At 73.1% G+C, this 20,145-nt stretch carries 16 protein-coding genes and 1 CRISPR repeat array; of the genes, 10 read left to right on the top strand and 6 right to left on the bottom strand.

What is annotated here, in order from left to right; all coding sequences use genetic code 11:
* Nucleotides 1–13 precede the first annotated feature (13 nt).
* The 7 genes from cas7e to P3T29_RS03990 all read left to right on the top strand — a co-directional run bounded on the left by cas7e (nucleotide 14) and on the right by P3T29_RS03990 (nucleotide 8,799).
* Nucleotides 14–1,189, top strand: a complete 1,176-nt coding sequence (cas7e, locus tag P3T29_RS04020; protein ID WP_280714849.1) for a type I-E CRISPR-associated protein Cas7/Cse4/CasC — start codon at nucleotides 14–16, stop codon at nucleotides 1,187–1,189.
* The gene (gene cas5e / locus P3T29_RS04015; protein WP_280714848.1) at nucleotides 1,186–2,016 is read left to right on the top strand and encodes a type I-E CRISPR-associated protein Cas5/CasD; all 831 of its coding nucleotides are present in this window, start codon (nucleotides 1,186–1,188) and stop codon (nucleotides 2,014–2,016) included. Before cas7e ends, cas5e begins: the two co-directional genes overlap by 4 nt.
* Nucleotides 2,013–2,657 (top strand): type I-E CRISPR-associated protein Cas6/Cse3/CasE, encoded by a 645-nt coding sequence (gene cas6e, locus P3T29_RS04010; protein ID WP_280714847.1) that lies wholly within the window; start codon nucleotides 2,013–2,015, stop codon nucleotides 2,655–2,657. The genes cas5e and cas6e overlap by 4 nt, the downstream gene beginning before the upstream one ends.
* Nucleotides 2,658–2,728: 71 nt before the next feature.
* Nucleotides 2,729–3,652 carry a type I-E CRISPR-associated endonuclease Cas1e gene (gene cas1e, locus P3T29_RS04005; protein WP_348532792.1) on the top strand — a complete coding sequence of 308 codons (924 nt, stop codon included), beginning with the start codon at nucleotides 2,729–2,731 and terminating at the stop codon, nucleotides 3,650–3,652.
* 34 nt (nucleotides 3,653–3,686) lie between these two features.
* A complete protein-coding gene (cas2e, locus tag P3T29_RS04000; RefSeq protein ID WP_280714845.1) occupies nucleotides 3,687–4,007 on the top strand; it encodes a type I-E CRISPR-associated endoribonuclease Cas2e in 321 nt (106 codons plus the stop codon).
* A gap of 21 nt (nucleotides 4,008–4,028) precedes the next feature.
* Nucleotides 4,029–5,887: direct repeats of the CRISPR family, unit length 29 nt; unit sequence GTCCGCCCCGCGCGAGCGGGGGTCAGCCG.
* A 131-nt stretch (nucleotides 5,888–6,018) separates the two neighbouring features.
* Complete coding sequence (gene ggt, locus P3T29_RS03995; protein ID WP_280715082.1) at nucleotides 6,019–7,821, top strand: gamma-glutamyltransferase; 1,803 nt, start codon at nucleotides 6,019–6,021, stop codon at nucleotides 7,819–7,821.
* 174 nt (nucleotides 7,822–7,995) lie between these two features.
* Nucleotides 7,996–8,799, top strand: a complete 804-nt coding sequence (locus tag P3T29_RS03990) for an exodeoxyribonuclease III (RefSeq protein WP_280714844.1) — start codon at nucleotides 7,996–7,998, stop codon at nucleotides 8,797–8,799.
* Between the two features lie 18 nt (nucleotides 8,800–8,817).
* On the opposite strand, the gene P3T29_RS03985 is transcribed toward P3T29_RS03990, so the two are convergent.
* Nucleotides 8,818–9,522 carry a lysoplasmalogenase gene (locus P3T29_RS03985; protein ID WP_280714843.1) on the bottom strand — a complete coding sequence of 235 codons (705 nt, stop codon included), beginning with the start codon at nucleotides 9,520–9,522 and terminating at the stop codon, nucleotides 8,818–8,820.
* On the bottom strand, nucleotides 9,519–10,379 hold the full coding sequence (locus P3T29_RS03980; protein ID WP_280714842.1) for a sterol desaturase family protein: 861 nt from the start codon (nucleotides 10,377–10,379) through the stop codon (nucleotides 9,519–9,521). The genes P3T29_RS03985 and P3T29_RS03980 overlap by 4 nt, the downstream gene beginning before the upstream one ends.
* 151 nt (nucleotides 10,380–10,530) lie before the next feature.
* On the opposite strand from P3T29_RS03980, the gene P3T29_RS03975 reads away from it, so the two are divergent.
* Nucleotides 10,531–12,189, top strand: coding sequence for a DUF2398 family protein (locus P3T29_RS03975; RefSeq protein WP_280714841.1), 1,659 nt, complete (start codon nucleotides 10,531–10,533; stop codon nucleotides 12,187–12,189).
* On the opposite strand, the gene P3T29_RS03970 is transcribed toward P3T29_RS03975, so the two are convergent.
* From P3T29_RS03970 to P3T29_RS03960, 3 genes are all read right to left on the bottom strand, one after another.
* On the bottom strand, nucleotides 12,150–12,359 hold the full coding sequence (locus tag P3T29_RS03970) for a hypothetical protein (protein ID WP_280714840.1): 210 nt from the start codon (nucleotides 12,357–12,359) through the stop codon (nucleotides 12,150–12,152). The genes P3T29_RS03975 and P3T29_RS03970 overlap by 40 nt on opposite strands.
* Before the next feature lie 35 nt (nucleotides 12,360–12,394).
* Nucleotides 12,395–13,597 (bottom strand): hypothetical protein, encoded by a 1,203-nt coding sequence (locus tag P3T29_RS03965; RefSeq protein WP_280714839.1) that lies wholly within the window; start codon nucleotides 13,595–13,597, stop codon nucleotides 12,395–12,397.
* A 292-nt stretch (nucleotides 13,598–13,889) separates the two neighbouring features.
* Nucleotides 13,890–14,789 (bottom strand): acyl-CoA thioesterase II, encoded by a 900-nt coding sequence (locus P3T29_RS03960; RefSeq protein ID WP_280714838.1) that lies wholly within the window; start codon nucleotides 14,787–14,789, stop codon nucleotides 13,890–13,892.
* Between the two features lie 114 nt (nucleotides 14,790–14,903).
* Between P3T29_RS03960 and P3T29_RS03955 the strand changes: the two genes are divergently transcribed.
* Nucleotides 14,904–16,313, top strand: a complete 1,410-nt coding sequence (locus P3T29_RS03955) for an SWIM zinc finger domain-containing protein (protein ID WP_280714837.1) — start codon at nucleotides 14,904–14,906, stop codon at nucleotides 16,311–16,313.
* Nucleotides 16,310–18,922 (top strand): DUF6493 family protein, encoded by a 2,613-nt coding sequence (locus tag P3T29_RS03950; protein WP_280714836.1) that lies wholly within the window; start codon nucleotides 16,310–16,312, stop codon nucleotides 18,920–18,922. Before P3T29_RS03955 ends, P3T29_RS03950 begins: the two co-directional genes overlap by 4 nt.
* Nucleotides 18,923–18,959: 37 nt before the next feature.
* Here the strand turns inward: P3T29_RS03950 and P3T29_RS03945 are convergent, their stop codons facing one another.
* Entirely contained in the window at nucleotides 18,960–20,144 is a 1,185-nt protein-coding gene (locus tag P3T29_RS03945; protein WP_280715081.1) for an MBL fold metallo-hydrolase, read from the bottom strand.
* Nucleotide 20,145 lies beyond the last annotated feature (1 nt).

Raw genomic sequence — 20,145 nt, 5'->3', positions numbered from 1 at the left:
AAAAGAGCAACTTGTGACATCCGCAGCCGCTTACACCTCCGCCCGGTTCATCGACATCCACGTCGTCCAGAGCGTGCCGTTCGCCAACCTGAACCGCGACGACAACAACTCCGTCAAGACCGTCCGGTACGGCGACACCGACCGTACCCGGGTCAGCAGCCAGTCCTGGAAGCGCGCCGTGCGCCAGTACTTCCAGCACAGCATCGGCGAACACGCCCTGCGAACCCGCCGAGTCGGCGCACGCGTCGCGCACCTGCTGGAGAACGAGCGCGGGTGGCCCACCGGCCTCGCGCAGCGCGCCGGCCAGCACGCGGCGGCCGGCAGCAGCATCAAGTTCGAGATCGGCAAGAACGAACCCGTGGTCCTCACCAACGCCATGGTCTACGTCCCCGGTACAGCCGTCACCGAACTCGCCGACCTGGCAGAGGAGTTCCGCGCCGCGCTCGATGGCGCGAAGGACATCAAGAAGAGCACCGACAAGAGCGTCCTCCCGCAGGACCGCATCGACACGATCCTGCGCTCCCGCAACGGTGTCATCAACCTGTTCGGCCGGATGCTCGCCGAGGTCGACGACGCGGGTGTGGACGGCGCCGTGCAGGTCGCCCACGCGCTCACCACCCATGGCACCGACGTCGAACTCGACTACTTCTCCGCCGTCGACGACGTCACCTCCACCTGGGGCGACACCACCGGCAGCGCCCACATGGGCCACGCCGAGTTCAGTGCCGGAGTGTTCTACCGCTACGCCACCGTCGACATCTCCGACCTCCTGACCAACCTCGGCGGAGACCGCCCGGCCGCGAAGGAGCTGACCGAGGCGTTCATCGAGGCATTCATCCTCTCGCTGCCGCAGGCGAAGAAGACCGCCACCGCCCCCCACACCATCCCCGACCTCGTCCACCTGTCCGTCCGCTCGGACCGTCCGCTGTCCTATGCCGCCGCGTTCGAGAAGCCCGTCCGCTCCCACCACGACGGCGGCTACGCGGGCCCGTCCCGCGCGGCCCTCGACGCGTACGCCACCGCCGCGCACAAGCTCCTCGGCCGGCGCGGCGTCCTCGCCTCGGGCTGGGCCAGCCTGGACGACAAGGACCTCAACGGACTCGGCACCCGCACCGAGTCCTTCCCCGAACTCATCGACCTCGCCGTTACCGCCGCCCTCGGCCCGGCCGATGCCGAGGTCCACGCGTGAGCACCCCCGACGACCCGGCCACGCCCGGACTCCTGCTGCACCTGGCCGGCCCGCTCCAATCCTGGGGCGAGCACAGCCAGTTCAACGAACGGGACACCGCCCGCTTCCCCACCCGCTCGGGCATCACCGGCCTCCTCGCCTCCGCCCTCGGCCGAACCCGCGACCAGCCGATCGGCGACCTCGCCACCCTCTCCCTCACCGTCCGCACCGACCGCCCGGGCGTACTCCTGCGCGATCTGCACACCGTCGGCGGCGGCCTGCGCGGCCGTGACACCGTCACCACCGCCGACGGCAAGAAACGCAGCGGCGCGACCGCCACCCTCCTCTCGCACCGCTACTACCTCGCCGACGCGGCGTTCACCGCAGTCGTAACCGGCGACCCGGCACTACTGGCGCAATGCGCGGATGCCCTGCGGGCACCGAAGTGGCCGCCCTATCTCGGCCGCCGCTCCTGCCCACCAGAAGGACCGCTGCTGCTCGGCCTCGTCGACCAACCCCTGCACCACCTGGTCCACCTGCCGCTCGCCGCCCGGGCACGCAGCAGTGACAACGGCTCGGTCCGCATCGTCTTCCACGGCGACCGGCCACTGGACCGGCTCCTCACCGCCGACCCGGGAACCGGCGAAGGCGCCATCCCCGCAGGACAGGTCAACGACGACCCGCTGAACTTCCACCCCCGCAAGCGCGCCTACCGGGCCCGAGCCCGCTACCAACGCACCCTCACCCTGCCAACCACCCAGTGCGCCGGCCTTGGCATCGCCTACCTCACCGCCCTCGGCACCTACCTCGACCAGCACACCCGCCTCCCCGAAAGGGGCCACGCATGACCCTGTGGCTCACCCGAATCCAGCCCGACCCGAGAAGCCGCGAAGCCCGCAGAGACCTCACCGGCGCAGTCGACATGCACCACCGCCTCATGGCCCTCTTCCCCGACCACCTCGGCGACCAGGCACGCAGCCACCTCGGCGTCCTCTTCCGCATCGAGGACGGCCCCACCGGCACCCACGTCCTACTCCAGAGCGCACAGCAACCCGATACCACCCGCCTCCCCGCCGGATACGGAACCGCCCAGTCCAAGCCACTCACCCCGCTGCTGGACGCCCTGCGCCCCGACCTGACGGTCCGTTACCGAATCGCGGCTAATGCCATCCGCAAACCCGGCCGCACCACCCGCGAGCTCTACAACCTCAGCTCTGTCATTCCCCTCAACGGCCAAGCCGCCGAAGACTGGTGGACCCGCCAAGCAGAGTCAGCTGGGCTCAAGGTCATCACCGTCCATTCCACTCCCCTCGACGCGGCCCGAGGCACCCGCCGCCAAGACCAACGCACCATCAAACACGCCCGTACCCAGTTCGAAGGCACCGCCCTCATCACCGAACCCGACCACCTGCGCGCCTGCGTGACCGCCGGCATCGGCAAGGGCAAGGCCTACGGCTGTGGCCTCCTAAGCCTCGCACCGGTCCGGTAGCGCCCATGAACAACGCCCGCCCCACGAACAGCTCGGCGGCCCGCCGAAAGCTGGCCGCCCCGACGGTGGCGATGCTGCCGCGCGTCGCCGACTCCCTGTCCTTCCTCTACTTGGACATCGTCCGCATCGTCCAGGACGACACCGGTGTCTGCGCGGAAGTCAACAGCCCTCAGCACGGCACCGAAACGCTCTACCTACCGACCGCCGCCCTCAGCTGCATCCTGCTCGGCCCAGGTACCTCCATCACCGCCCGGGCCCTCGCCACGCTCGCCCGCCACGGCACCACCGTTGTCATCACAGGCTCAGGCGGCGTGCGCTGCTACGCCAGCGCCGTCCCCGACTCCCTCAGCACCAACTGGCTGGAACGCCAGGCCCGCGCCTGGGCCGACGACCACCAACGCCTCGCCATTGCCACCGCCATGTACGAACAGCGATTCGGTGCCGGAGTCGTGCCACCCGGCACAACACTCGCCCAACTCCGTGGAATGGAGGGCCAACGAGTCAAAGCCCACTACCGCCTCCTGGCCCAGCAACACCGCATCGGCCGATTCCGCCGCGCCTACGACCCGTCCTCCTGGGACACCCAGGACCCCGTCAACCTCGCACTCTCGTCCGCCAACACATGCCTGTACGGCATCGTCCACGCGGCCGTCGTCGCCCTGGGCTGCTCACCCGCTCTCGGGTTCGTCCACAGCGGAAACCAGCAAGCCTTCGTCTACGACATCGCGGACCTCTACAAGGCGAAACTCACCATTCCGCTCGCCTTCTCCCTCCACAACTCACCAAACCCCGAGCAAGACGCCCGCCGGAGCTTCCGCGACGGGCTGCGCCTCTTCCAGCTCCTGCCCCGCATCGTCACCGACATCCAACGCCTCCTCGCCCCCGAAGCGGACATTGCCGCCCCCGACCTGGACGAACAGCTGGTCGACCTGTGGGACCCCGTGTCCGGCATCATCCCCGGCGGTGTCAACTACGCTGCCACGGAGACGCCATGACCACGATCGGCGGCTTCGGCCAACGGAGGCAGTCATGGCCTCGATGATCGCGCTCTCCGTCACCGCCGTCCCCGACCACCTGCGCGGCGCACTCACCCGCTGGCTTCTCGAGGTCACACCCCACCTCTACGTCGGAACGGTCTCGGCCAAGGTCCGGGACGAACTCTGGTCCGCCGCCAGTGGATGCGCGGGAGACGGCGTAGCCGTCCTGGTCTACCCGGCCGCCAACGAGCAGGGCTTCGAGCTCCGAACAGCCGGCGAACAACGCCGCCGCCCGGTGGACTTCGACGGTCTGACGCTGCTGGCGTTCGGAAAAGCCAACGTGAATGAGGTTAAAGAAACAGCAAACCCGTAGCTGCGTCGCAGGTCAGGAAGTGTCCGCCCCGCGCGAGCGGGGGTCAGCCGTACCGGGAGCGGGAGCGCGGTGTCTACAAGGTGTCCGCCCCGCGCGAGCGGGGGTCAGCCGTCGCAGGTGCGGCAGGCGCACATCCCCAGCCGGTCCGCCCCGCGCGAGCGGGGGTCAGCCGAACCACCCCGCACGCGGCCTGAGCCCCCCTCTGTCCGCCCCGCGCGAGCGGGGGTCAGCCGCTGGCCGAGGACTACGGCGTCAGCCAGCAGACGTCCGCCCCGCGCGAGCGGGGGTCAGCCACGACCAAAGTGGTCCTGCCCACCGGTGCCGAGGTCCGCCCCGCGCGAGCGGGGGTCAGCCGTGGCAGTGCCCGGTGTCCAGGCCCCGCAGGGCGTCCGCCCCGCGCGAGCGGGGGTCAGCCGTGGGGCGAGCTCGCGGCGCAGATCCAGAAGGAGTCCGCCCCGCGCGAGCGGGGGTCAGCCGAGGAACGGCAGGTCGTCGCCGACGCGCTTGGCGTCCGCCCCGCGCGAGCGGGGGTCAGCCGCCCAGCAGCAGCCCGCAGCCACCGGCCGCAGGGTCCGCCCCGCGCGAGCGGGGGTCAGCCGGTGCAGCGCTCGGCCTCGGGGACTGCCGCTGTGTCCGCCCCGCGCGAGCGGGGGTCAGCCGACCACCGAGGTGATGCTGCCGCGCATCGACCTGTCCGCCCCGCGCGAGCGGGGGTCAGCCGCGATCCGTCCCCGGATCGCCCGCGGGCGCAGCGTCCGCCCCGCGCGAGCGGGGGTCAGCCGATCACCCTTCGTCCCCCTGGAAAAGGTGTAGGGTCCGCCCCGCGCGAGCGGGGGTCAGCCGCGGTCGGCGGTCGTCTCGGTGGGGGCGGTGGTGTCCGCCCCGCGCGAGCGGGGGTCAGCCGCCGAGGAACATCCCCTTCCTGGTCGTGATCAAGTCCGCCCCGCGCGAGCGGGGGTCAGCCGTACAACCGGAGGGCCTGACCATGTGGGATTCGGTCCGCCCCGCGCGAGCGGGGGTCAGCCGGTCGACCGGGAGATGCTGAAACGCAGCGGGGCGTCCGCCCCGCGCGAGCGGGGGTCAGCCGGAGACCCGCGTCGCGCTGCTGGTGGTGATGCTGTCCGCCCCGCGCGAGCGGGGGTCAGCCAGCCGGATGTGGTTGAGCTGGCCGTCCTCGTCCCGTCCGCCCCGCGCGAGCGGGGGTCAGCCGGTTGGTCATGGCGCTCCCGCCTCAGTAGGAGAGTCCGCCCCGCGCGAGCGGGGGTCAGCCGGACCCGCTGGTAGAGGATCGAGTCGCCCATGTGTCCGCCCCGCGCGAGCGGGGGTCAGCCGGGCGGCGCCACCAAGGGCAACGCCCAACTCCCGTCCGCCCCGCGCGAGCGGGGGTCAGCCGATCCCACCGGCATACCTGGCGGGACGTGTCAGGTCCGCCCCGCGCGAGCGGGGGTCAGCCGACCGACTGCCGGAGCATCGCCGCCGCATACCTGTCCGCCCCGCGCGAGCGGGGGTCAGCCGCCGAGTGGCAGCGCACCGGCCGTATCCGCTGCGTCCGCCCCGCGCGAGCGGGGGTCAGCCGGCCGCCGCACCATCGCCGTGGACCGTCCCAGGGTCCGCCCCGCGCGAGCGGGGGTCAGCCGCCGAGTGGCAGCGCACCGGCCGTATCCGCTGCGTCCGCCCCGCGCGAGTGGGGGTCAGCCGTGGGACGAGGAGCAGGCCCACGGCGCCGCCTAGTCCGCCCCGCGCGAGCGGGGGTCAGCCGGTCACCCACAGCCACTCCCGTGACGACTTCGCGTCTGCCCCACGCGAGCGGGGGTCAGCCGTACGACCCGGCGGCCCGGGCGGTGGTGAACGCTTCCGCCCCGCTCGAGCGGGGTCAGCTGCAGCTGGACTCCCTGAACAACTCGAGCGAACCTACCCGCGAGTAGTGGCGCAAAGCTGACTGGGGAAGCGGTTGTGGCGTGCGAAGAGCTGTGAAAGAAAAGGGAGTTGACGCCACTGCAGGAGGAGAATGATGCGACCGCTGACTCGTCTCACCCCGTCGCTCGTGTTGGCCACCGCGCTGGTCTGTGTCTGTGCCGCTGTTGCGCCCGCGCAGGCGGAAGGTGCGTCGTCCCCGCCGTCCAAGGTGCCCGAGGCGGTCGGGTACGGCGGGGCGGTTGCCAGCGTCAGTGCTGAGGCGACTGCTGCTGGGATCGAGGTGTTGCGTAAGGGCGGGAATGCGGTGGATGCGGCGGTTGCCACGGCGGCGGCGTTGGGGGTGACTGAGCCGTATTCGGCCGGGATCGGCGGGGGTGGGTACCTCGTCTACTACAACGCCCGGACCGGCAAGGTCTCCACCCTGGACGGTCGGGAGACCGCCTCCCATACCGCCGATCAGTCGCTGTTCCTGGAGAACGGCAAGCCGCTGGCCTTCGCCGATGCCGTCACCAGCGGGCTCTCGGTCGGGGTGCCCGGCACTGCCGCCACCTGGGACAAGGCGCTGAAGCTCTGGGGTACCACTTCTCTGGGGCAGGCGCTCGGGCCGGCCGAGCGGATCGCCGACCGGGGATTCACCGTCGACCAGACCTTCCAGGATCAGACGGCGCTCAACCAGGCCCGTTTCCAGGATTTCCCGGCCACCCGGGCGCTCTTCCTGCCGGGTGGTCAGCTGCCGGTGGTCGGCAGTACGTTCCGCAATCCCGACCTCGCGAAGACGTACCGCGAGCTGGGCCGTGACGGCATCCGCGCGCTCTATCAGGGCGATCTGGGCGCTGACATCGTCCGTACCCTCCAGAACCCGCCCGTCGATCCCGCCTCCGGCTGGAACGCCCGGCCCGGCAAGGTGGACACCACGGACCTGGCGGCCTACCAGGTCCGTCAGCAGCAGCCCACCAAGGTGGACTACCGGGGCTACGACGTCTACGGGGTTGCCCCCTCCTCCTCCGGCGGGACTACCGTCGGCGAGGCGCTGGGCATCCTGAACCACAGCGACCTGAGCGGGTTGAGCAGCACGCAGTACTACCAGCACTTCCTGGAGGCGAGCCGGCTCGCGTTCGCCGACCGCAACCGCTGGGTGGGCGACCCGAGTGCGGTGGACGTCCCGACCAGGCAGCTGCTCTCGCCGGCCTTCACCGCCGCCCGGGCCTGCCTGCTCAACCCGGACCACGCCCTGACCAGCCCGCTCGCCCCCGGCGACCCGTACCACCCCACGGCCTGCGGGACGACCGGGCCGGCCGTCACCGAGACGTACGAGGGCCCCAGCACCACCAACCTCACCGTGGCCGACCGCTGGGGCAACGTGGTCGTCTACACCCTGACGATCGAGCAGACCGGCGGCAGCGGCATCACCGTCCCCGGGCGGGGCTTCCTGCTCAACAACGAGCTGACGGACTTCTCCTTCGTCCCCAACACGCCCGGCGTGCCGGACCCGAACCTGCCGGGGCCGGGCAAGCGTCCGCGTTCGTCGATCTCGCCGACCATGGTGCTGCGTGACGGCAAGCCGTTCTTCGCGACGGGCTCGCCCGGCGGCGCGACCATCATCACCACCGTCCTCCAGGTGCTGCTCGGCCGGATCGACCGGGGCCTGACGCTGGAACAGGCCATCGCCGCCCCGCGCGCCAGCCAGCGCAACGCCACCACCACGGCCGCCGAGCCGGCCTTCCTCGCGCTGCCCGAGCTGTCCGGACTGGAGGCGCTCGGCCAGTCCTTCGTGAACGGCGGCGAGATCGGGGCCGCCACCGGCGTCGAGCGACTGCCGGACGGCCGCTGGATCGCGGCGGCCGAGCCCGTCCGGCGCGGCGGCGGTTCGGCGGCGGTGGTCCGTACGCGGCGCTGAGTCCCGCGCGGGACTGCGGGGAGCGGGAGGCTGCAGGTCGGTGTCTTCCGGTTTCGCGCAGTTCCCCGCGCCCCTGGGGTTGCCCGAACCTGTCAGTGCCGGGCGGTATGTTCGGGGTGGAAGCCTTTCGGGGCTTCCACCCCTCGTCCGTACCACCCGGGAAGGCCGCCAGCCGTGACAGTCCGCATCGCCACCTGGAACATCAACTCCGTCACCGCTCGGCTGCCCAAACTCCTGGAGTGGCTGGAGAGCGCCAAGCCCGACGTGCTCTGCCTCCAGGAGCTCAAGTGCGCCACGGACGCCTTCCCGTACGAGGAGGTCCGCGCGCTCGGCTACGAGACCGCCGCGCACGGTACCGGCCGGTGGAACGGTGTCGCCATCGTCTCCCGGATCGGTCTGGACGAGGTCGTGCGCGGACTCCCCAACCAGCCCGGCTTCCTCGCCGACGACGCGCTGCTGCCCGAGGTCGAGCCCCGCGCCATCGCCGCGACCTGCGGGCCCGTCCGGGTCTGGTCGGTGTACGTGCCCAACGGGCGCGAGGTCGACCACGCGCACTACCGCTACAAGCTGGAGTGGCTGGAGGCGCTGCGTACGGACGTCCTGGCGGACGCGGCCGGTGACCGCCCGTTCGCCGTGCTCGGCGACTTCAACATCGCCCCCACCGACGACGACGTCTTCGACCCGGCCGCCTTCGCGGGCCTGACGCACGTGACCCCGGTCGAGCGGGCCGCGCTCGCGGGCCTGCGGGAGGCCGGCCTGCAGGACGTCGTCCCGCGCCCGCTGAAGTACGACCACCCCTACACCTACTGGGACTACCGGCAGCTGGCCTTCCCCAAGAACCGGGGCATGCGGATCGACCTGACGTACGGGAACAAGCCGTTCGCGGACGCCGTCACCGACAGTTACGTGGACCGTGAGGCGCGCAAGGGCAAGGGCACCTCGGACCACGCGCCGGTCGTGGTCGACCTGGCGCTCTGAGGCGCTGTCCGGAGGTTCTCAGCGCCCCGTGGAGGCCGCCGGGGCGCTGAGCCGTGTCGACGGGGTCCGGGCCACGTCCTGGTGGGCCTTCACCGTGCCGCTGGCCAGCAGGTACTGGGCCACGACGTAGGTCGCCATGATCCAGAACTCGTGGCCGGGCAGCTCGCGCCAGTCGGCCAGCTGAGTGGCGATCAGGGTGTCCGAGAGCAGGAACAGCGCTCCGCCCAGGCCCGTCCGCCAGCCGAGCCGGGCCGAGGTGACAGCGGTCGAGGCGAGCAGCAGGCTGTAGACGGCCACCGGGATCTTCAGCTCGCCCAGCCCCGGCCAGAGCTGGCTGATCATCGCCGCCCAGGCCGCCGCGTACGCCGCCGCGACCACGGCGGTGCGCCGCCGGTCGTCGAGGGCGCCGCGCTTGACGAACATCGTCACGTAGCAGACGTGCGCCGCCGCGAAGGAGCCCATGCCGGCCAGGAAGGCGGCCTCGCCGCCGACCTGCAGCAGGACGTCGCCACCGGCGCTGAGCAGCAGCGCGGGAGTGAGCAGCTTGGGGCCCTTCTCGGCGGTCGCGAGGGTGTGCGCGGCCAGCAGCGGCATCAGCGCGGGCTTGGTGACGTGCTGGAGTGCGGTGGTACCGGTGACGATCGCCCCGAGATGGGCGGCCGAGGTCGCGGCGTAGGTGGAGAGCAGGCCGCGGGCGGCGCGCAGGCGTCGGGTGATGGTCATGCGGGGGTGCCCTCCGGGCGGTCGGTGGTGCCCGGCTGCCAGCCCGGGCCCTTGGTGAGGTGGTGCAGGCGGTCCCGCCAGGTGGTGGCCCTGGCGATGTCCCGGGCGATCGAGGCGTACTCGTGGGTGGCGACCTTCAGGGGGTTGAAGGTGTCCAGATTCTTCGTCAGCCCGTACACCGGCTTGGTGGTCTCGGGGGTGAACGAGCCGAACATCCGGTCGAAGACGATCAGGATGCCACCGAAGTTGCGGTCCAGGTAACCGCCCTGCGAGGCGTGGTGGACCCGATGGTGGGACGGGGTGTTGAAGACGTACTCGAGCGGGCGGGGCAGCCGGTCGATCCGCTCGGTGTGGATCCAGAACTGGTACACCAGGTTGGCCGAGGAGCAGAACGCCAGCGCGGCCGGGTGGACGCCCGCCAGGATCATCGGTACGTAGAACACCCAGGTGGTGGCGCTCGTCCAGGGCTGGCGCAGGGCGGTGGAGAGGTTGTAGTTCTTGCTGGAGTGGTGCACCACGTGGCAGGCCCAGAGGACGCGGATCACGTGGTGGCCCCGGTGCGACCAGTAGTAGCAGAAGTCCTGCGCCAGCAGCATCAGCGGCACCGTCCACCACAGGACGGGTATGCGCAGCGGCGTCAGCTCGTACAGCGCGGAGTAGATCGCGAGGATCGGGATCTTCCAGCCGGCGTCGAAGAGCAGGCTGCCGATGCCCATGGAGAGGCTGGTCGCGGTGTCCTTGCCGGAGTACCCCTGCTCGTCGTCGTCCGGGTGGAAGCGGTAGGAGACGATCTCCAGGACGGTGAGCAGCACAAAGGCGGGTATCGACCAGAGGACGACGTTGGGCAGGTTCGGCATGACCGTGACGATAGGCGACAGCAGGCGGGGTGCGGAAGGGGTTGTTACTCGCGCGTAGGTCATGCGTAGGTCATTTCTCATGACGGTTCGCGCGGCCCGCTGCCGGACGGTGCCACGACCGGTGCGCCCACCGTCTAGTCTGGTGGACGACATGGAGCAGCACGAGTACGCGACCGGCCCCGGGGAGGGTCCCGGTGGCGCGGCAGGCGGGCGCGGGGTGGGAGCAGGGCAGCTCACCGCCTACGCGTGTGCCGACGTGCACCCCGAACTGCCGTCCGGCCGAACGCCGGAGCCGCGTACCGGTCCGCGAGCGGAGCCACGCACCGGTCCGAGCATCGAGCCGCATGCCGGTCCGCGAACCGAGGCGTGTACCGGTCCGAGCACCGAGCCACCCACCGGGCCGCGTACCGCCGTCCGCGCCGAGCCGGCCGCCGAGGTCCCGCCCGCGCAGCCGGGCCTGGCGCAGCGGCTCGCGGAGGCCGATCCGGCGGCGGCCCATGACCTCTTCACCGCCGCCTTCGGCCTGTACGGCGCCCGGCACTTCGGTGGCGCGCTGAGCCCGGAGCACGCCGTCCCGGCCGGGACGAGCTGGTGGCACGGGCCGACGGTGCACCTGTCGGCGGCGCTGCGGCTGCGGGAGTGCCGACCGGTCCGGGGGCTGCGCCGGGCTCCCCGGGTGGAGCCGGGGCCGCCGGTGGGCGGCGCACCCCGGGGGCGGCACCGCAAGCCCGAGCGCTCGCCCGGCAGCACCCCGCACGAGATCGCGGTCGAACGCCGCACCGCCGCCCGGCTGCTGGCGGCCCATCCGCTGGTCACCGCCGCCGGGCCGCACGGCGCCGGGTTCCCGCTGATCAGGCGGCACGCCGACTGGCTCGCCGAGCGGTTCCTGACCCTGCTCGGCTACCCGCTCACCATCGGCCACTCGTACGCCCGCCTGCACAAGGCCGGGCTCCCGGCCCGGGGGCTGGCGGGCTTCACCCCCGCCGCGTACGCCTGTCTGGTGCGCGCGCTGCCCGCGCTCGCGGACGGGCGGGAGGCGGAGCTCGATGAGCCCGGGGTCCGTCAGCTGCTGGTGGACTGGCAGGTGCTGACGCCCGGTGGGCACGGCGCGCCGTCGGTGGAGCGGGAAGTGGAGCGGGAAGTGGACCGGGAGCTGGCCCGGGCGCTGGGCCCGCTCGCCGCGCCGCCCGCCACCACGCCGGAGCTGGCCGTACGGCGGCGCCTCGCCGAGACGCCGGTGGTGCTGCTGGACGAGCTCACCGCCCCCGAGCGCCGCTGGCTGCTCGACCACCAGCAGGCGGAGGCGGAGCTGTTCGCCGACTTCCTGGGCCTGGAGGCGGAGATCAGGGCCGAGGGGATGGCCCTGCTGGACCCGGCCGACGAACTCACCGACCTGGCCCTGCCCGGCTCCGGGACGCTGGCCCAGGCGGCGCTGCTACTGGTCGAACGGCTGGTGGAGGAGCTGCGCCCGCTGCCCGAGGCGGCGGCTCCCCCTGCCGTACCGCCGGCAGTGCTGATCTCGGACGCGCTGATAGACGGCGCGCTCGGTGACATCACCGACGAGTACGGCCTCAAGGCCGGTTGGAGCCGGGACTACCTGGCCGACCTGACGGCCTTCCGCCGCGACGCGCTCGACCTGCTCCACCGGATGCAGCTGATCGCCCCGGCCGGCCGGGCCTGGGTGCTCCGGGCACCGGCCGCGCGGTACGCCCCGGAGGCCGAGCTGCACCCCGCCCCCGGCTCGGGGCGGCACTCCCGGCCGACGACCGGTTACCGGGCGGCGGCGCCCACCGCGACGGTGTTGTTCTGACCGACGGTGTTGCTCTGACCGACGGTCTCGACGGTGGCGGCGACCCCGAGGCTGCCGAGGGCGACCGAGGCGGCGACGGCGGCGCAGGCGAGGAAGCGGCGGTGCCGTTGGGGGAGCGGGAAGCGCTCCGGCTGCGGGGCCTGCGGGCCCGTGCTGGGTAGGGCGTTCATGGCAGAGAGCTTTCCAGGGTGTCGTTAAACGATGACTACGCGTGGGTGAAGTCTGGGCGGGGGCTGGGCATCGGGACATCGCCGCAGGTCGTCGCGGCCGTCCGGCCGGTCCGCGCCCGCCGGGCCGTCCGCGCGCGTTGGGCGGTCCGGACCGTCCGGGGGAGCAGCAGCGGGGGGACGCAGGCGGCCAGCAGCTGCTGCGCCATCCCGTAGAAGAAGATCGGCAGCAGCACGGCGGGGTGGGCGCTGAACTGACTGCCCGCGAGTGCGGCCGCCGCACTGGTGTTGTTCATCCCGGTGGCGAGCGTGAGGGTGGCGGTCTCGCCGCGCCCGCTGTGCGCCCGGCGGGCGGTCAGCCAGCCCGCCAGGAACGGCAGTGCGCAGACCGCCGCGCCCGCGACGAGGGCGAGCCCGACCAGTCTCGGGTCGGGGTGCTGCGCGATCTCGCCGAAGACCCCGGCGGCGTTCAGGTATGTCAGCCCGAGGGCGTTCACCAGCCCGAGCAGCCGCAGCCAGGGCAGCGCGGTGGCCCGGGCCCGCCCGCCCGCGATCCCCCGGGTGAACCGGCGGGCGGCGAGCCCGGCCAGGCAGGGCAGGGCGACCCAGAGGGCCATGAAGCCGAAGGTGCTGTCGGCCCGCGCCAGGCCGTCGAGCACCCGGCGCGGACCGGCGCTCTCCGGCTCCTCCGCCAGTACCAGCCCGAGCGGCACGGTCAGCGGGCTGGCCAGCGTGGTGGCGAGCACCAGTCCGAGGGCGAGCGGCGCGTCGGCGTGGGCCTTGGCGCCCCAGGTCTGCGCGGCGCCGGCCACCGGCATGGTCGCGGTCACCGAGAGCCCGACCACCAGCCAGAGCGCCTCCCGCTGGTCCGGCCAGCAGCCGGCCGCCCGTTCGGCGCCGAGCAGCATCACCATCCGCAGCAGCAGCGCCACGCCTAGCCCGGTGAGCAGCAGCCCCGGCCGGAGCAGCACCCTGGCGACCTCCGCCGCACGGACCTCGAACCCGCCGACGAACATCGCGGTGAGCAGCATCAGCATCGGCGGAGTCACCCCGGGTGCGGGGTGGCAGTGCCGGACCACGGCGGCGGCTCCCGGGACCGCGCAGCCGAACGCGCAGGCCACCAGGGTGGCGAGAGCGAGGTGGGAACGGACCGTCCGGTCGGTGGTGAGGGCCGCGTACCCGGCGGGGTGGGGCGCCGCGTGCCGCGCCGAGCGCGGGAGGCAGGACGCTCGTACGGACATCGGCGCGGGCTTTCTCGACGGGTCGGGGATGTGGGCCCGGCCAGGGCGGCGGCGCTGGTCAGGCGAGTGGTGCGCCTGCCAGCATGCCACTGATCTGACTGTCTGTAATGCTGGGTTGCGTTGGGTGACAAGGTTGGGAGGGGGTGTGCCGGGGGTGCTCGGCCAAGCCGGGTACGGGGTCCGCCGTGCTCGCGGGAGCCGGTGGGGGCGGCCGCGATTCACTCGGACGGGGGAGGCGCGGCCGCCGGTGCCGCCCGGCCGGGCGCACCGAGCGGTATCCCCCGGGGATCGCCTACGGCTTCTCGCGGAGCAGCGCCTCCTGGACGGCGGAGGCGACCAGTTCGCCGTCCCGGTTGTAGAACTCGCCGAGTGCCAGGCCGCGTCCGTCCCCGGCGGACGGGCTGCGCTGGGCGAACAGCAGCCAGTCGTCCGCGCGGAAGGGACGGTGGAACCACATCGCGTGGTCCAGCGAGGCCAGTTGGACCTGGGGCGGGAGGGTCCGCTGCACCCGGTTCGGCTGGAGGTGGAGTGCGGTGGTCGAGGCGAGCGTCAGGTCGGAGAGGTAGGTCAGCGCGCAGACCTGCAGCAGCGGGTCGTCCTGCGGCAGCGGGGTGCTCGTCCGCAGCCAGACGAACTGCTGTGGTACGCCCGGGAGTTCGGCCGGTATGCCGGGCGCGTCGGCGGGGATGAAGCGCATGTCCAGGGTGCGGAAGGCGATGGCCCGCTCGTAGTCCGCCGGGTTGGCCCGCTGCCAGGCCAGGAACGGGTCCGGCAACTCCTCGGGCCCGGGCACCGGCGGCATGTCGCGCTGCCGCTGCGGCGACTTCTCGGGCACCTTGAAGGAGGCCGAGAGCGTGAAGATCACCTCGTCCCGCTGAACCGCCGTCACCCGCCGGGTGGCGTACGAGAACCCGTCGCGGACCGGGTCCACCTGGTAGGTGATCGGCCGGCTCGGGTCGCCGGGGCGCAGGAAGTAGCTGTGCAGCGAGTGCACCAGCCGCCCGGGTGTCATGGTCCGTCCGGCGGCGGTGAGGGCCTGGGCGGCGACCTGGCCGCCGAAGGTGCGCATTGGTGCCCCGGCGTGGCAGCTGCCACGGAACACGTTCTTGTCCAGCTCCTCGATCCGGAGCAGGTCGACGAACGATTCGGCCCCGGGCCGGCGGGGAGTGTCCTGTCTGATGGCGTCGTTCACCTGCCCATAGTCGCAGATGGCGTGTGATCAACGGTGTGATGTGGGTTACGGGCGGGATGTGGAACAGGTTTCAGAAGTCACACTCTGTCAGTGTGCTCACCTAACGTTCTCGGCATGACGCAGGCCGTACAGACGTACGCATATCTCCGCCCGTCCGCCGTGCTCGACAACGCGAGCAGCACCGGCGGCCGCAGCCTCGCCCTGGCGACCTCGGGCGGCGCCACCCCGGCCGGGCCGGCTGCCAACCCGCGCTTCTTCAGCGGGTTCCTGACCGCCCCCGCGATCGCCGCCGCCGCGCTGCTCGCCGTCGCCGACGTGGCCGCCACCCGGTACTACCAGCCCCTGCGGCCCGCCTCGCTCGACCCGGTGGTCACCGCCAACGGCGACCGGCTGCGCTTCGAGTCGTTCTCCGGCTGCTGCGGCGTCTACGCCCGCCTCGACGTGCTCGCCGGCGGCCTGGACGGCGACGAGATCGGCCACGGCACCACCAACGTCGACGTCAACAACCCGCTCCGCGACGCGCTCGCCCGGATCGGCGCCGCCGAGCCGCTGCACCTCGCGGTCGGCCCCCAGACGCTGGAGGTGACCACCCTCGACGGCCCGGTGCTGGAGAAGAAGGTCCCGCTGCCGGACCGCTGGCTGCGCGGGTTCGCCGAAACCCAGGTGCTGGCAGCCGGGTTCGACCTGCGCGCCGAGGTGCCGGCCGCCGAGGCCGTCCGCTTCCTGCGCTCGCTCCCGCGCGGCACCGGCCGCGCGGGAGCCCGTACCACGCAGTGGGTGGTGCCGGCCGGCCGTACGCTGCGCCCGACCAGCAGGCCCGTCCCCGGCGCGGTCTGCCTGCCGGGGCCGGAGCGGCTGGCCGCGCTCCAGCGGGTGCTGCGGCACGCGCTGGCCCTGCGGGTGTACGGGCCGCCGGCCGGCCCGTCGGCCCTGGCGGCCGCGTGGGAGGTGGTGCTGCCGGGCATGCGGCTGACGCTCACGCTGTCGCCGGACGCCTCGCGCGGCTTCTCCGGCGAGGGCGGGGTGCTGGACGCGCTCGCCACCCCGGACGCGGCGGCCGACGCCGAACTGGTCTCGGTGCTGCTCGCCTGGGAGCCCCGGGTCGACCCGGCCGAGCTCGCCGAGCAGTCCGGGCTGACCGTCCAGCGGGTCCGGGCGGCGCTGACCAGGCTCGGGACGGCCGGGCAGATCGGCTACGACCCGGCCGAGGCCGCGTACTTCCACCGTCAGCTGCCGTACGACTCCGGCCGCGCCGACTCGCAGAACCCGCGCCTGCGGGCGGCCCGCGCGCTGGTCGCGGCCGGTGCGGTCCGGCCCGAGGCCGGTGGCGGCGCGCTGGTGACGGTGGACGACCACGTCCAGCGGGTGCGGGCCGGGGCGGACGGGCGGCTGAGCTGCACCTGCCTGTGGTGGGCCAAGTACCGGGGCGGGCGCGGGCCGTGCAAGCATGCGCTGGCGGTGGGCCTGGCGCGGGACGAGAACCGGGACGAGAACCGGGACGAGAACCGGGAGGGGGCGCGATGAACCTGATCGAGCTGGTACGGGCGGAGGACATCGACGGGATCGTCCGGGAGCTGGCCGGGCTGACGCCGGATCAGCGACGTGCTTTCCTGCCGGAGTTGAAGGTGATCCGGAAGGAGATCCGCGACGCCGAGTGGCCGGCGCCCGATGCCAAGCCGGTGCTGATCGCCGGGCTCGGGTGCCACACCTCGCCCTCGGGTGCGGCGGACTGGATCGGCGGCCCCGGCCTGGGCTGGAGCGAGGTCTCGCGCCACCCCGCCCTGCTGGCCGTCATCGAGAGCCAGCCGCTGGAGTGGCAGCACGACGTCGTCGCCCGGCTCGCCGAGCGGCGGCCCGGGCGCTGGTGGGGGGAGTACCGGCTGCTGGAGCACCTTGTGCGCACAACCGGGTGTCCGGTGCCGACCTCCGACCAGTTCGTCCTGAGCTGGGTGCACGAGCGGTCGGCCAAGCACTACGACCTACCCGCCCACCTGACCGGCAGGATGCCCGGTGACAACCTGTGGGACCGGCTGTCCGGTGACTCCTTCGTCCCGCTGCTGGTGCCCCGGCTGTTCGAGATCGCCGACATCGGGACCAGCCTCGACCGCTCCTGGTACGTGACCGAGCCCGGCGGCGGGTGGCCGGTCTGCCTGGCGCGGCTGACCGGGCGGGGCGTCCTGGACCGCGCCGAGATGCTCGACGGCTGCCTGGCCCGCCTGGTGCGGGGAGGCAGGGTGGGCGATCAGCGGGTCTTCCTGAAGGTGCTTCAGTCCCTCGCGCCGTCCACGGAGGAGAACGCGGCCCGCGTCAGGAGCTATCTCGCGCTGCTCGACGCCGTGTCCACCGTCGCGGTCCATGCCCAACAGGTGCTCGGCGAGCTGGACGACGCCGGGCTGCTGGCGGCCGACCTGCTCGTCGAAGCGTCCGGGACGGTGCTGTTCCGGACCGAGAAGAAGCTCGTCCGCACTCAGTTGGCCCGGCTGGACAAGGCCGCCGGCCGTGACCCGGCGTTGGCCGGACAGGTGGTGCTGGCGGCCTCGGACGCCTTCGGGCACCCCGATCCGGAGGTGCAGGAGCACACGCTCAAGCTGATCGCCCGTCATCTGGCGGCGGCGGGCGAGGGGGTGCTGCCACAGCTGCGGGCGGCCGCCGAAGCGCTCCACCCGGCGCACACGGCGTCGGCCGGTGAGCTGCTCGGAGCCCAGCTGCCCAGCGGCACGTACGAGGAGCTGCTGCCGCCCGTACCGCAACCCGCGCTGGTCCCCGGACCACTGGGCAGCCCGGCCGAGGTGGCCGAGGAGCTCAGCGCGATCCTCCTGGGCGACCCGGACGTGGTCGCCTTCGAACGGGCCCTGGACGGGCTGGTACGGCAGGCCCACCTGAGTCGGCCGGCACTCACCGAGGCGCTGCTGCCGGTACTCGCGGGCCACAACCACGCCCGACGCGACTGGGAGGACTGCACCGCCCGCGACCTGCTCCACGTCGCCAGGGCGGCGACCTCCGGGTACGCGCCGACCGGTGCCCTGCGCAGCCGCGACCACACCTCGCCGTTCGGCCACCAGCTCGCGGGCCGCCTGGAGGAGGCGGCTCGGCTGATCATCGCCCGCCGGACCCCGTACCTGCTGGCCACGCCGACCTCGGGCACGGGCGCGCTGGACGCGGCCGTCCTGGTGGAGCGGCTGGCCGGGTACGAGGCGGTGGACGCCAAGGGCGGGGACGCCGATCTCTCGCAGGCGCTGCTCCGTGTCGTGCCGACCGACGACCCCGACGTCCTGGCCGCCGCCGAGCGCCTCACCTCCGCTGCCGGGCAGCGGACGGCACGCTGGCTCAAGGCCGGTGGCCTGCCGGCCCGACTGTCCGGGCCCGGCTATCTCGGGACGGCAGCGGAGCCCGGACTCGCGCCGTGGGAGGTGATCCGGCGGCTGGATGCCGTGTCGCAGCAGGTCGAACAGTCCCTGGCTGTTCCCGACGAGCCTCTCGCGGCCGACTGCCGGTGGCTGCTTCAGCCGCAGGCCCCCGCTGCTCGGATGTACGTGAGCCGCTCGCCCGAGTCGGCCCACTGGCTCTCGGTGTTCCCCAACCACCGGGAGCTGCTGGCCGCGAAGATGCTGACCTGGTCCGGTGGCGTCGCCAACCCGGAGGTCAAGGGGTGCACGCGGTTGCTGCCACACCTCGCCGAGGCGGCCGGACCCGCCGGGCCGGCCGTGCATCTCGCGGTTGGGTACGGGCTGGGTGCCCGGCTTCCCGAGGACCGGCTGGCCGCCGTGGACGGCCTGCTGGTGCTCGCGGCCCGGGGCGATCTGGACGGCGCGCTGCTCGGGGGAATGCTGGCCGACATGGCGTCATGCGGGTTGGCCGAGCCCGCCCGGCTCGCCAAGTCCTTCCGCACGGCAGCCGACACCGGGGCGTACGGGACGGTGTGGTCGGTGTTGGCGGGGGCGTTGCCCGGCCTGCTCTCGCGTACGTCGGCGCGGGGGCTCGGCGAGCTGCTGGGGGTGGCAGCGGACTGCGCGCAGCGCAGCGGGGCGCGGGGCGCGATCGCGAAGGTCTCTCAGGCCGCCGGGCGCGGCGGGGCGAGTCAGGTGGTGAAGCAGGCGAAGGTGCTGCGGGAAGTGCTCGCGACGGGTGACTGAGGGGCCCGCCATGCCCGGGGTGCGCCCGGGCCGTGGGTCAGACCGTGACGTCGTCGTCCTCTTCCGCCCGGCGTCCGCCGACCGGGGGCAGGTAGTCCGGGACGAGCAGCTCGGCGCCCTTGGGCAGGGCCGCCGCCGCACGCCACCAGAGCTGGAGCGCCGGCGGGTCGGCCGGCTCGAACGGCTCGCCGGGCCGGGGTACGGCGAGCACGGCGTCGAGCGCCTGGGCGGCCGCGACCGAGCGCTCGGCGGGCTCCTCCCACGGGTGCGGGGCGAGGTTGAAGGTGCACCAGTGGATCGGGAGGAGCACCTCGCCGCCGAGGTCGAGGTGGGCCCGTACGCCCTCCTCGGGCGTCATGTGCACCTCGGGCCAGAAGTCGCTGTACGCGCCGATCTGCATCATCGTCGCGTCGAACGGCCCGAACCGCCGCCCGATCTCGGCGAAGCCCGGGAAGTAGCCGGTGTCGCCGCTGTGGAAGACCCGGTGCTCGGGCCCGGCCACCACCCAGGAGGCCCAGAGCAGGTGGGTGCTGGTGCGCGGGCCCCGGCTGCAGTAGTGCCGGGCGGGTGTGGCCGTCAGGGTGAGGCCGGCCACCACGCCCGACTCCCACCAGTCCAGTTCGACGATCCGCTCGGCGGGCACACCCCAGTGCTCGAGGTGCGCGCCGACGCCCAGCGGCACGGCGAACACCGCGCCGGTACCGAGCAGCGTCCGTACGGTCGGCATGTCGAGGTGGTCGTAGTGGTCGTGCGAGATCACCACCACGTCCACCGGGCCGAGCTCCTCGAGCGGTACCGGTACCGGGTGCAGCCGCTTGGGGCCCGTCCAGGCGAACGGCGAGCAGCGTTCGCTCCAGACCGGGTCGAACAGCACCCGGCGGCCGTCCAGCTCGGCGAGCACGGTGGCGTGGCCGAGCCAGGTCAGCCGCAGGCCGGAGGCGGGCGGCTCGGCCAGCTCGATCGGCTGCAGGCGGTGCAGCGGCACGGGGGCGGCGGGGAGCCGACGGGTGCGGTTGGCGGTCAGCTGGGCCCGGGTGATCTCCAGCGGGGACCGCTCGTAGACCAGGCGGCGGGTCGGTACGGGGTTCTGGAAGGCACCGTCGGCGAAGTTCGGCGAGCGTTCGATCCGGGCCAGCCGCTCACCGGCGGGCTCGGCGCCGAAGGCGTCCGCCCGGGCACGGCGCCAGGCGGTGCCGGTGGCACAGCCGAGCTGGTCGGTCAGC

This window comes from Kitasatospora sp. MAP5-34 (assembly GCF_029894335.1).
Lineage (GTDB): Bacteria > Actinomycetota > Actinomycetes > Streptomycetales > Streptomycetaceae > Kitasatospora.
The sequence above is the reverse complement of the archived record's forward strand: the minus strand, read 5'-3'. Positions and strand labels throughout refer to the sequence as shown.